General features: G+C 73.3%; 7 protein-coding genes. 4 read left to right on the forward strand and 3 right to left on the reverse strand.

Annotated elements, in window-relative coordinates:
• Positions 1-2,631 (reverse strand): tetratricopeptide repeat protein (locus ACFWM2_RS28255; protein WP_383285778.1); only part of this gene is annotated, 2,631 nt, incomplete at its 3' end.
• Between the two features lie 435 nt (positions 2,632-3,066).
• On the opposite strand from ACFWM2_RS28255, the gene cyc2 reads away from it, so the two are divergent.
• Positions 3,067-5,247 (forward strand): germacradienol/geosmin synthase Cyc2, encoded by a 2,181-nt coding sequence (cyc2, locus tag ACFWM2_RS28260; RefSeq protein ID WP_383285780.1) that lies wholly within the window; start codon positions 3,067-3,069, stop codon positions 5,245-5,247.
• Here the strand turns inward: cyc2 and ACFWM2_RS28265 are convergent.
• Positions 5,210-6,721 carry a hypothetical protein gene (locus ACFWM2_RS28265; protein ID WP_383285782.1) on the reverse strand — a complete coding sequence of 504 codons (1,512 nt, stop codon included), beginning with the start codon at positions 6,719-6,721 and terminating at the stop codon, positions 5,210-5,212. The two genes, cyc2 and ACFWM2_RS28265, sit on opposite strands and share 38 nt — an antisense overlap.
• Positions 6,722-6,930: 209 nt before the next feature.
• On the opposite strand from ACFWM2_RS28265, the gene ACFWM2_RS28270 reads away from it, so the two are divergent.
• From ACFWM2_RS28270 to ACFWM2_RS28280, 3 genes are all read left to right on the forward strand, one after another.
• Positions 6,931-7,605: a PDZ domain-containing protein gene (locus tag ACFWM2_RS28270; RefSeq protein WP_383285784.1), complete on the forward strand. Its 675-nt coding sequence runs from the start codon at positions 6,931-6,933 to the stop codon at positions 7,603-7,605.
• A 267-nt stretch (positions 7,606-7,872) separates the two neighbouring features.
• The gene (locus ACFWM2_RS28275) at positions 7,873-8,988 is read left to right on the forward strand and encodes a M24 family metallopeptidase (RefSeq protein ID WP_383285786.1); all 1,116 of its coding nucleotides are present in this window, start codon (positions 7,873-7,875) and stop codon (positions 8,986-8,988) included.
• 57 nt (positions 8,989-9,045) lie between these two features.
• Positions 9,046-9,987, forward strand: a complete 942-nt coding sequence (locus ACFWM2_RS28280) for an aminoglycoside phosphotransferase family protein (RefSeq protein ID WP_383285788.1) — start codon at positions 9,046-9,048, stop codon at positions 9,985-9,987.
• 176 nt (positions 9,988-10,163) lie between these two features.
• On the opposite strand, the gene treZ is transcribed toward ACFWM2_RS28280, so the two are convergent.
• Positions 10,164-11,921 carry a malto-oligosyltrehalose trehalohydrolase gene (treZ, locus tag ACFWM2_RS28285; RefSeq protein WP_383285790.1) on the reverse strand — a complete coding sequence of 586 codons (1,758 nt, stop codon included), beginning with the start codon at positions 11,919-11,921 and terminating at the stop codon, positions 10,164-10,166.
• Between the last annotated feature and the right edge of the window lie 135 nt (positions 11,922-12,056).

Below are 12,056 nucleotides of genomic sequence, written 5' to 3' on the forward strand. Positions count from 1 at the left end.
GGTGAGCAGGTGCTGTTCGCCGAGCACCTCGCGCCGCGCCTCGTACACCTCGCGGAACTCCTGCTCGGCGGACTCCAGTTGGCCCCGCTCCTTCAGAAGGTCGGCCAGATTGTGGCGGACCACCAGGGTGTGCGGATGCATGTCCCCGAGCAGCCTGCGGCGGACCTCGAACACCTCGCGGAACTCCAGCTCGGCGTCGCCCGGCCAGCCCCGGTCGCGCAGGACGGTGGCGAGGCCGTAGCGCGCCGCGACCGTCTCCGGATGGTCCTCGCCGTAGGCGTCGCCGCGCAGCCGCAGCACCGTGCGGAACTCGCCCTCCGCCTCCGTCAGCAGGCCCCGGTCGCGCAGCACGTCGGCCAGGTCGTGGCGGACCGCGAGCGTGCCGGGATGGCGCTCGCCGAGCACCTCCACGCAGGTACCGAGGGTGTCCCGCAGCTCCTCGTCCGCCCGCCGGAACATGCCCCGCTCGTGACGCAGCCGGGCGAGGTCGTGGCGGGTGGCCAGGGTGTCGGGGTGCCGTTCGCCGAGCTCGTGCCGATAGGCGTCGAGCAGCAGTCCGTACTCCTCCTCCGCCTCGGCGAGCAGCCCCCGCTGCTGCTTCATCCGGGCCACGCCCTTGCGCGCGGCCAGGGTCAGCGGATCGCCCTCTCCGAGCAGCGCGCGGCGGGTCGCGTACACCGTGCGGTACTCGGCCTCCGCCTCCGCCGGCCGGCCCCGGTCGCACAGCAGCTCCGCCAGCGCGTACCGGGCGTCGGCGGTCTCACCGGCCGTGTCCCCGAAGAGGGACCGGGTGTCGTCGAGGACCGCCCGCACCGAGGTCTCGGCGGCGGCGAGACGGCCGCGCAGCTGGAGCAAGTGCGCAGCCGCTGAACGGACTTCGAGCGCGTCCGGGTCCCGGGGGCCGCAGGCTAGGACGACCGGTGCGCAGGCGTCGAGGACCGCCTCCGCCCGGTCCAGCCAGCCGACCTTGAACAGATGGCGCGCCCCGGCCGCCGCGGCCCGCAGCGCCTTGGAGACCAGCTCGTCGTCGGCCTCGTAGGGATCGTCGATGAGTGCCAGCGGGGCGTCGCAGTGCGGCAGCAGGAGTCGCCAGCGCGGCCAGTCCTGCGGGTCGCCCTCGCTCAGCTCGGCGGTGGCCGAGACCACCAGGTCGGCGACGACCGAGGCGTACTGCGCCAGGTGCTCGGTGAGATCCCGCTGGTGGCGGCCCGCGTCCCGGACCAGCGGATGCAGCAGCAGCGTGCGCGCGACGTCCCCGCCCCCGCGCGGGGTGTGCAGCTCGATCAGACCGAAGTCCGCCAGTGAGGTGAGCGCGGTGAACAGCTCCTGCGCGGTGACACCCGGCAGCAGCGACGACTCGGCGAGCCGGTCGGGGCGCAGCAGCCCGACGAGCGGGACCGGCGCCTCGCCCAGACAGCACAACAGCCGCATCAGCGGCCGGGCCTGGTCGATGCCACGCCGTTCCAGCAGGTCCAGCGAGAGCTCCCAGGTGCGGCTCACCTGGACGGCCGAGGTGGTGCCCGGCTGTCCCGGCGGCTCCTCGTCGAGAAGTTCCGTGAACCGTTCGTCGAGGGCGGCCCGGTACTCGGCGTACGTCCGGATCGTCTGCGTGCCCGGCCAGGCGGGGAACGCGGAGGCCGCCGCGAGGTGCGCGCCCGCGATCCGCAGCGCCAGGGGCAACCCGCCCAGCCTGCGGGCGAGTTGCTCCGCGTCCGCCCGCGGCCCAGACCGCTCACCGGCCAGATCCAGCAGTACGTCGGTGGCGTCACCCTCGTCCAGGGCGTCCACGGGGTGCAGCGTCGCCCACGGGCCCCAGGTCGCGGGGCTGCTGTCCCGGCTGGTGATCAGCACCAGGCCCGGCAGTTCGGCGGCCGGCCGGATCCATCCGGTGCCCTCCGCCAACCTCCCCTGCGGCGCGAGGTGTTCGGGCTCGTCGGCGTTGTCCACGATCAGCAGCCAGGGGTACGCCGTGTCGCACAGCCGCCGCCAGAGCAGATCCGTCGCGCTCGAACGCCCCGACCAGGCACGGTCGATGAGATCCGCGGGCGTACCGAGCGCGGCGACCACCTCACGCATCCCGGCGCTCAGCACGGCCGGGTTGCCCGCGGTCACCCACCACACGTCGACGCCCAGCGCGGCGGCGTACGCGGCGATCTCCAGCGCCACCGTCGTCTTGCCGCTGCCGCCCATGCCGTGCAGCACCCGCACGCCCGAGGTCGGCTTGCCCACGAGCTGCTTGAGGGTGTCGAGGAGGGCCTCCCGGCCGCGGACCCGGCGGTCCAGGCGGCCCAGCGGAGGAGCGACGGTGAGCGCCCCGGGCGGACGCTGCGGCACGGCGGCGGGGCCGAGCTGGAACCGGGCGTCGGGAGCGTGAATGACGGTCACGGACGACGCGGACGACCCGAACTCCGCGACGAACGCGCCGAGATGGTCGCCGAGCGACGGGTCCCGCGCGATCAGGCTGCGCAGTGTGGCGTGCCACTGGTCCTGCTGCTCGCGCAGCACCAGCTCACGCCGGTCGGGGGGCGCCGCGTCGATCGCCGCACGGGCGCGGTCCAGGTCCGCCATGCTGCCCCGGCCCAGGATCCGCGTGAGTCTGCGCCGGGCGGCCGACCACGCGTCGGTGGTCATCAGCCCCACCATCGTGCCCGCGGCAGCGGCGGCGGTCTGAGCGAAGAGATCAGCCCCGAACAACGAGGACCCCCTGTCGGCACACCCCTCGACGGCTCTGTCCGAACTGTGTTCAGGTTCTCATGTCGCCCGCGAAAAAGGTGACTTGAGACCGTTCCGGCCACCCGGGCCGCCCCTTGCGACCGCGCGCCGGAACGCGGTGGGCCGTCGGTCCGGGCGTCGGCCGACGCACGGCACCAGCCCCGGGTGGGGCACGGGATCAGTCCGGGTGGGGCACGGGATCAGTCCGGCTGGGGCACGGCGTCAGTCCGGGTGCGGCCCGGGAAGGACCCGTTCCGGAGCCCTCGCAGGGCCCTTTACGTCCGAATTCACGCGATGGTGTGATCATGTCTCGGCCCGCGGATGCTCCCGGGAGGCCCTGGGTAGGGCCGGGCCATGACGCAGCCGTTCGTACTCCCGCACTTCTACATGCCGTATCCCGCGCGGCTGAACCCCCATCTCGACGAGGCCCGCGCGCACACGACGGAGTGGGCGCGCGGGATGGGAATGCTGGAGGGCTCCGGCATCTGGGACCAGTCCGACCTCGAGGCGCACGACTACGGCCTGTTGTGCGCGTACACGCACCCCGACTGCGACGGGCCGGCGCTGTCGCTCATCACCGACTGGTACGTGTGGGTGTTCTTCTTCGACGACCACTTCCTGGAGACCTTCAAACGCAGCCAGGACCGCGAGGGCGGCAAGGCCTACCTGGACCGGCTCCCGCTCTTCATGCCGCTCGACCTCGCCACGCCCGTGCCGGAGCCGGAGAACCCGGTGGAGGCCGGCCTCGCCGACCTCTGGGCGCGCACGGTGCCGGCGATGTCCCTGGAGTGGCGCAGGCGCTTCGCCGTCTCCACCGAGCACCTGCTGAACGAGTCGCTGTGGGAGCTCTCGAACATCAACGAGGGGCGGGTCTCCAACCCCGTCGAGTACATCGAGATGCGCCGCAAGGTGGGCGGCGCGCCCTGGTCCGCGGGACTCGTCGAGTACGCGACCGCCGAAGTACCCGCCTCCGTCGCCGAGTCGCGGCCGCTGCGGGTGCTGATGGAGACGTTCTCCGACGGAGTGCATCTGCGCAACGACCTGTTCTCCTACCAGCGGGAGGTCGAGGACGAGGGCGAACTGAGCAACGGTGTCCTCGTCCTGGAGACGTTCTTCGGCTGTGGGACACAGCAGGCCGCGGAGACGGTCAACGACATCCTCACCTCACGGCTGCACCAGTTCGAGCACACGGCACTCACCGAAGTGCCCGCCCTCGCCCTGGAGAAGGGGCTCACCCCGGACGAGGTCGGGGCCGTCGCCGCGTACACACAGGGTCTGCAGGACTGGCAGTCGGGCGGTCACGAGTGGCACCTGCGCTCCAGCCGCTACATGAACGAGGGAGCGGCCTCGGGACCGCTCTTCGGCGCCGGCGGATTCGGCACCTCCGCAGTCGACGTCGGTGCCCTGCTCTCCGCCGCCGGGGCCGAGCGGCTGCGGTCGTACACCCATGTCCCCTTCCAGAAGGTCGGCCCGTCCCTGCTGCCCGACTTCTACATGCCGTTCCAGGTGACGCTCAGCCCGCACCTGCAAGGCGCCCGGCACCGCCTCACCGGCTGGATGCACGGCATGGGCATGCTCCACGAGGGCGTCTGGGACGAGGACAAACTTGACGCGTACGACCTGCCGTTGTGCGCCGCCGGCATCCATCCGGACGCCACGGAGGAGGCCCTGGACCTCGGTTCGCAGTGGCTGGCCTGGGGCACCTACGGCGACGACTACTACCCCCTCGTCTTCGGCAACCGCCGCGACCTGGCCGCCGCCCGGCTGACCACCGCACGCCTCTCGGCCTGTATGCCCGTCGACGGCGAGGAGATCCCGGTCCCGGTCAACGGCATGGAGCGCGGGCTCGTCGACCTGTGGGCGCGCACGACGGCGGAGATGACACCGGACGCGCGGCGGACGCTGCGGGCCGCCGTCGACGTGATGACGGAGAGCTGGGTGTGGGAGCTCTCCAACCAGCTCCAGAACCGCATCCCGGACCCGGTCGACTACCTGGAGATGCGCCGCGCCACCTTCGGCGCCGACCTCACCATGGGCCTGTGCCGCCTCGGCCACGGCCCGAAGGTCCCGCCGGAGGTCTACCGCAGCGGCCCCGTGCGATCCCTGGAGAACGCGGCCGTCGACTACGCGATGCTCCTGAACGACGTCTTCTCGTACCAGAAGGAGATCCAGTACGAGGGCGAGATCCACAACGGCATCCTCGTGGTGCAGAACTTCTTCGGCTGCGACTACCCGACCGCCCTGGGCGTCATCCACGATCTGATGACCCAGCGCATGCAGCAGTTCGAGCATGTCGCCGCGCATGAACTGCCCATCCTGTACGAGGACTTCAAGCTCTCGGAGGAGGTACGCGGAATCATGCAGGGCTATGTTGTGGAGCTGCAGAACTGGATGGCGGGCATCCTGAAGTGGCACCAGGACTGCCGCCGTTACGGCGCTGCGGACCTGGCCCGCCGCGCCCACGGCTTCGTGCCGGACCAGGTGCCGGCCCTGCCCTTCAGCCGGCCGGCGACCGCGCTGCCCGCGTCCGCCTGACCGCTGCCCGGCCCGCCTCGGAGAGCTCCGCGAGGAGCCCCGAGGCGGCTTCGGTGACCTCGCGGACCTCTTCGGCGAGGGAGCCGTCGGCCCCGGCGGCAGCGGCCACCTCGTCGTGCTCCTCGACGACGAACACACCCAGGTTCGTACCGCGCCAGTGCGCCGAGGGGCCGTCGGCCGGCTCGGCCAGCCCCTCGCGCAGCCGCGCCAAGGCCCTTATGGCGGACGGCAGGTGACCGCTGTCCCGCTCCAGTCGGGCGAGCTTCAGCAGGGCCGGGACGCGGCTCTGGGCCGTCCCCTGGAGCGCCACGTACAGGCGCTGGGCCCGCAGCGCCTGGCAGGAGTCGCCCAACCTCTCGAACCGGTGGGCCAGGGCGTTCAGTTCATCCGCGTCCGAGCTGCCCGGACGCCTGCCCTCGCGCGCGTTCACGAACGCGCGCAGGTCGATCTCGTCGAGCGCGCGTATCAGGGTGACCCGGACCAGCTCGTCCCTTCCCTGCGCCTGCGCGAGGTCGGTCCAGGTGAACGAGGGCTCGTCCGAGGGGTCGGTGCCGAAGAGGGAGTCGTCGAGGCCCTGCGCCCATGCGCGCAGTGCGTCCCCGTCCGCGCCGGGCTCCGGCATCCCGCCCAGCCCGCAATAGGTGTCGTACGTCGTCTCGCGGGCCTCGTGCAGAAGCGGCAGGTCCTCGGTCCGCCCGTGCAGTCCCACCAGGACGGCGGCGAGCCGCAGTTCGTCGGTCATCGAGGCGTCCGCCTCGTGCCGCAGCAGATGGCGCAGCAGGGCCAGGTCGCTGTCCCGGCGGTCGTACTGGGCGGCGCGCAGCGCGAGTGCGCGGCGCGCCGGGGCGTGCGCCACCTCGTCCCAGGACCGCCCCTCGCGCAGCAGGGACAGATCCGCGCGGCCCGGCGCGAGCACCGTCTCCCACAGCGGGGGGCGGCGGTGCCCCTCGAGGAGGCGGTAGGCGCCGCCCTCCTCGGCGTTGAGGAGCAGGAAGTCCGGCTCGGTGCGCAGCAGTGCGGCGTGCAGCCTGGTGACGAGCTCCACGGGCGGGCGCTCCGGCAGGCCGAGTGCCGTGCGCAGCTCGGTGCGCTCGGCGTCGATCCCGTAGGACTCCCGGATCTCCTCCTCCGTCTCGGCGATCCGCGCGAGGATGTGCTCCTCGCCGTCGCCCGGCGCGAGATCCACGTACTCGAGCCGGCCGGGCAGGCCGATCAGGATCTCCAGTGCCTCGTCCACGCTGTTCCCGATGAGCCCGGCCGCACCCTCGGAGTCGGCGTACAGCACGGAACCGTCCGCGCACACGAAATACGTACCCCCCGTGTCGTCGCCGGCGACGGGCTCCAGCGGACCGCCCGACGCGAGCCTGACCTCCTCGACATGGTCCGCGCGGGTCAGGTCGAAATCGAACGGGAAGGCGGCCAGCGCGGCCAGACGGGCGTCCCGGCGGAGCAGCTGGAGGGCACGGTCGGTCATGTCGAGGAACGTAACAGCCACCTCTGACGGCCCATCCGCCCAGGACCGTGGCGCGGGCCACGCGGGCCTGGGCGTCCCTGGCGGCGGTGCGCGGTGCGCGTGGGGCAGCTGGCGCGCGGACAAACTTCTCGAACATGGACAACAGTCTCACTCGTTAGGGAATCGTCGCGCGCCGGAGCGCCGGGTAGAGCATCTGCCGGAGGCGAGCCATGGAACAGACTGCGTTGCGTCCCAAGCCGATGCCGGGCCGCGAGCCGGGCGACGGCCAGAAGCCGGGCGGCGGCCCCCGGCGCCCTCATGCCGCGCGCCGGCGCGGCCGGCGGCTCATGACCCTGCTCTTCGGCCTGTTCGTCGGGACGGTCCTGGTGCTGGCCGGCGTCGGACTCGGCACCGTGGGCGCCACGGTGATCGGGATGAGCAAACTGGCCGACCTGCAGAAGCAGGCCGGAGCCGGCGCGCCGGGACTGCCCGCGCACCCCGGCAAGCCGGGATCGTCCGGACAACCGGGGTCCTCCGGGCAGTCGGGGCAGCCGGGGAAGCCCTCCGGGCCGGTGCCGTCCACCGGCTCCAAGTCGGCTGCGGGCAGCGGAAGTCCGGTCCCGGGGAAGGAGCAGGCCCGGTCCATGCTCGGCATCGAGGCCGTGGACGCCCCCAAGGGCGCCGGAGCCGTCGTCGTCGGTGTCCACGTACCCGGCCCGGGCTACACCGCCGGCCTGGTCCGCGGTGACGTCCTGGTCGCCCTCGGCGCGACCCGCGTCGGCTCGGCCGCCGACCTCGCGCGGGCGGTCGCGTCCGCGCCCCCCGGCACGGCCGTCACGCTCACCGTGCTGCACGCCGACGGCAGCCGGCAGCGGCTGACCACGACCCCGGGCGTGGTCACCTGATGGTCGAGCAGTCGGTGAGCGGCAGCCGCCGGGACGGAACTCCGCGAACCCGGGGGCCGCCTCTCGGCGGCGCACCTCCCCGGGAGCCGGCCACGGCCTCAGGGCCTGTGTCCGGCGGACCATGCCGGAGGCGCGGGACCGTCCGGTGCCGTTGCTCGGACCGGGCCGATCCGCCGGACAGGCCCCAACCGGCTCGCGCCCGCCGCGGCGGAGGGGCAGGATGCTGCCCGGAGCCCCCTGGGGAAGTCCGGACAGACGGAGGTATGCATGACCGGCACGCCCGCGCCTTTCACCGCAGGTGACTACGAGGCCCGGATGCGGCAGGCCGCGGAAGCCGCCGCGCACGCCGGACTGGACGGTGTACTGGTCGCGCCAGGGCCCGATCTGGTGTGGCTGACCGGATACCGGCCCGTGGAGACCGAGCGGCTCACCGTGCTGGTGCTGCGGCGCGGGCAGGATCCCGTGCTGGTCGTGCCCACCCTGGAGGCCCCGGACGCGGCAGCGGCGGCCCCGACCCTGGCGCTCCGTGACTGGACCGACGGCCAGGACCCGTACGAGGCGACCGCGTCCCTCCTCGACGCGAGCGGCGGCTTCGGGGTCAGCGACAACGCCTGGGCCATGCACCTGCTCGCCCTCCAGAAGCGGCTGCCGGACACGCGGTACGTCTCCCTCACCGAGGCCCTGCCGATGCTGCGCGCCGTCAAGGACCCGGCGGAACTCGAGCGTCTGGCAGCCGCCGGAGCGGCCGCGGACGCCACGTACGAGGAGATCGTGAAGGTTCCCTTCGCCGGCCGGCGGGAGACGGACGTCGCCGCCGATCTCGCCGATCTGCTGCGCCAGTTCGGGCACTCCCAGGTCGATTTCACGGTCGTCGGCTCGGGCCCGAACGGTGCCAACCCGCACCACGAGGCCGGCGACCGCGTCATCGAGCGCGGCGACATGGTCGTCCTCGACTTCGGCGGTCTCAAGCACGGCTACGGCTCCGACACCTCCCGCACCGTCCACGTCGGCGAGCCCGACGACGAGGAGCGCGAGGTGCACGACATCGTGCGCGCGGCCCAGGAGGCGGGGGTCGCGGCGGTCACACCGGGAATCCTGTGCCAGGACGTCGACCGGGCGGCCCGCGCGGTCATCGAGGACGCCGGATACGGCGACCGCTTCATCCACCGCACCGGCCACGGCATCGGTGTCACCACCCATGAGCCGCCGTACATGATCGAGGGCGAGGAGCAGCCCCTGGTACCCGGAATGTGCTTCTCCGTGGAGCCGGGCATCTATCTTCCCGGCCGCTTCGGGGTACGGATCGAGGACATCGTGACGGTGACCGAGGACGGCGCACGCCGGCTCAACACCACCTCCCGTGAGCTGGTGGTCGTCGACTGACCGGCGGACCATGAGGAGAGGCACCAACCACTTCCCTCGAACGGCGACGGCGCGACCATGACCCAGGCATCGACACCGACCGCGGACACCGTCCGCCGACTGGTCCGCTCCCTGCTCGCCGAGGGCGGGGCGGCGGGCGCGGGACCGGACGTCCGGCCCGTCTCCGAGGGCGGCGAGCACGCGACCTGGTGGATCGGCACGCGCCATGTGCTGCGGCTCGCCCCCGACCGTGACGCCTCCCTGCGCCAGCGCCGCGAACTGCGCCTGCGCGACCTCCTCCGCTCGCACCTGCCCGTCGCGGTCCCGGCGAGCGTCGCGCACGGCGAGTGGGCCACCGGCCTGAGCTACACGCTCGACACCAGGCTGCCTGGCGGCAGCGCCGAGGAGCAGACCGTCTCGGCCGTGGGCGAGGCGGATCTGGCGGGGCTGCTGACCGGGCTGCGCGAGATTCCCCCGCGGCAGGCCGAGGCGCTCGGCGTCCCGGGCGCCGAGCCGCGCTCCCTGGAGACCCTGCGCGCGGCCGCCGCCGAGGCGGCCCAACACCTCGCCGCCGCCGACGAGTTCGACCCCGCCCGGCTCGGCCGGCTCACCGCGCCCGCGGCGGTGCAGCTCGCCGCCCAGGCCGGCACGGCGGTCCTCGTGCACCACGACCTCAAGGGCGAGCACCTCATCGTCAGCGCCGACGGCCGGGTGCGGGGCGTCCTCGACTGGACCGACGCGGTGACGGGCGACCCGGCCGAGGACATCGCCGGGCTCGCCGTCGCCGTCGGGGCACCCGCGGCCGTACGCGCGGCGACACTCGCCGGGTACGGGGCGCGCCCCTGCCTGCGCGGACTGTGGCTGGGCCGCTGCGACACCGTGATCCGCCTCGCCGACCGGCTGCGGGGCACCGACGACAGCCCCCTGCCGCTGCTGCGGACCCAGCTGCGCCGGGCCTGGGAGCCGATCCTGCTGGAACGGGTCACGGACCTGCAGGAGGGAGTGGACGAGACGCCGTAGCGGCCTCGCGGGCCCGGCGCAGGGCCCGCCGTCATGGCCTTCTCGCGCCTGCGTCGGCCCGCCGTCATGGCCTTCTCGCGCCTGCGTCGGCCCGCCGTCATGGCCTTCTCGCGCCTGCGTCGGCCCGCCGCCATGGCCTTCTCGCGCCTGCGTCGGCCCGCCGTCACGGCGCCTTCTCACGCCTGCGTCAGCACCACGCAGGACTCGCCCGGGAGGCTCAGCAGTCCGTCCGTGCCCGGAGCCTCCACGGGCTCCCACGCGGCGAGCACGCGTACGTGCCGGATGCCCAGCGGGATCACCGCCGGCTCCTTGCCGAGGTTGAGGGCCACGCGCACGTCACCGCGTCGCAGGGCGAGCCAGTGGCCCGCCTCGTCGTACGCCACCTTGACCGCGGCGAGGTCGGGGTCCGAGAGGTCGGCGTGACGGTGGCGGAGGGCGATGAGATCGCGGTACCAGGCCAGCACGCGCGCGTGGAGCCCGTCGCCGTGCCCGGGGTCCGGCTCGGACCAGTCGAGGCACGAACGGTCCCGGGTCGCCGGGTCCTGCGGATCGGGGATGTCCTCCTCGGCCCAGCCGTGCGCCGCGAACTCGCGCCGCCGGCCCCGGCGCACGGCCTCCGCCAGCTCCGGGTCCGTGTGGTCCGTGAAGAACTGCCAGGGCGTGCCCGCGGCCCACTCCTCGCCCATGAACAGCATCGGCGTGAAGGGGCCGGTGAGCGTCAGCGCGGCCGCGCAGGCCAGCAGCCCGGGGGAGAGGGACGCCGAAAGCCGGTCTCCCTGGGCGCGGTTGCCCACCTGGTCGTGGGTCTGGGTGTAGCCGAGCAGGCGGTGGGCCGACACGCGCGTGCGGTCCAGGGGGCGGCCGTGGTGGCGTCCCCGGAAGGTCGAATACGTTCCGTCGTGGAAGTAGCCCGACGTGAGCGTCTTCGCGAGCGCCGCGAGCGGGGCCCGCGCGAAGTCCTCGTAGTAGCCCTGGGACTCACCGGTCAGCGCCGTGTGCACACAGTGGTGGAAGTCGTCGTCCCACTGGGCGTGCAGGCCGAGGCCGCCCTCCTTGCGGGGGGTGATGAGCCGCGGGTCGTTGAGATCCGACTCCGCGATCAGGAAGAGCGGCCGGCCCAGGTCGGCGGCGAGCTCGTCGACGGCCGTCGACAGCTCCTCCAGGAAGTGGCACGCGCGCGTGTCCACCAGTGCGTGCACGGCGTCCAGGCGCAGGCCGTCGAGCCGGTAGTCGCGCAGCCAGGCCAGCGCGCTGCCGATCAGATACGCCCGCACGTCGTCCGAACCCGGGGCGTCCAGGTTCACGGCCGAGCCCCAGGGCGTCTGGTGCGTGTCCGTGAAGTACGGTCCGAACGCGGGGAGATGGTTGCCCGAGGGCCCCAGGTGGTTGTGCACGACGTCGAGCACGACTCCCAGGCCGAGCTCGTGCGCCCGGTCGACGAAACGCTTCAGCGCCTCGGGGCCGCCGTACGGCTCGTGCACGGCCCAGAGCGAGACCCCCTCGTACCCCCATCCGTGCCGCCCCGGGAACGGGCACAGGGGCATCAACTCGACGTGGGTGACGCCCAGTTCCGCGAGATGACCGAGCCGCTCGGCGGCCGCGTCGAGCGTCCCCTCGCGCGTGTACGTGCCCACGTGCAGCTCGTACAGCACCGCACCCGGCAGCGCGCGCCCCGCCCATTCCACGCGCCAGCCGTACCGCTCCTGGTCGACGACCGCGCTCAGCCCGTCCGGGCCGTCCGGCTGGCGCCGGGAGCGCGGGTCGGGCAGTACGGGTCCGTCGTCCACCGCGAACCCGTACCGCGTCCCGTCCCGCGCGTCCGCCTCTCCCGTCCACCACCCCACGCGCGCGGGATCGCGCTGCAGCGCATGCGTGGTGTCGCCGCAGTGGAGCGTCACCCTGTCGGCCTGTGGTGCCCACACCTCGAACTGCACGGACGGTTCTCCCTCGTCTGCTCAGCGTGACGTAGCCCGTCCATCCTGCGTCATCCGAGATCAATTCGCTTTTGAATCCACCCTTTTGCCGCGCCGAAGTGCCCTGTCGGCCGTTTCCCCGTCGACCCGCTTTCT

Origin of the sequence: Streptomyces sp. NPDC058371, assembly GCF_042723265.1 — a bacterium.
Taxonomy (GTDB): Bacteria; Actinomycetota; Actinomycetes; order Streptomycetales; family Streptomycetaceae; genus Streptomyces.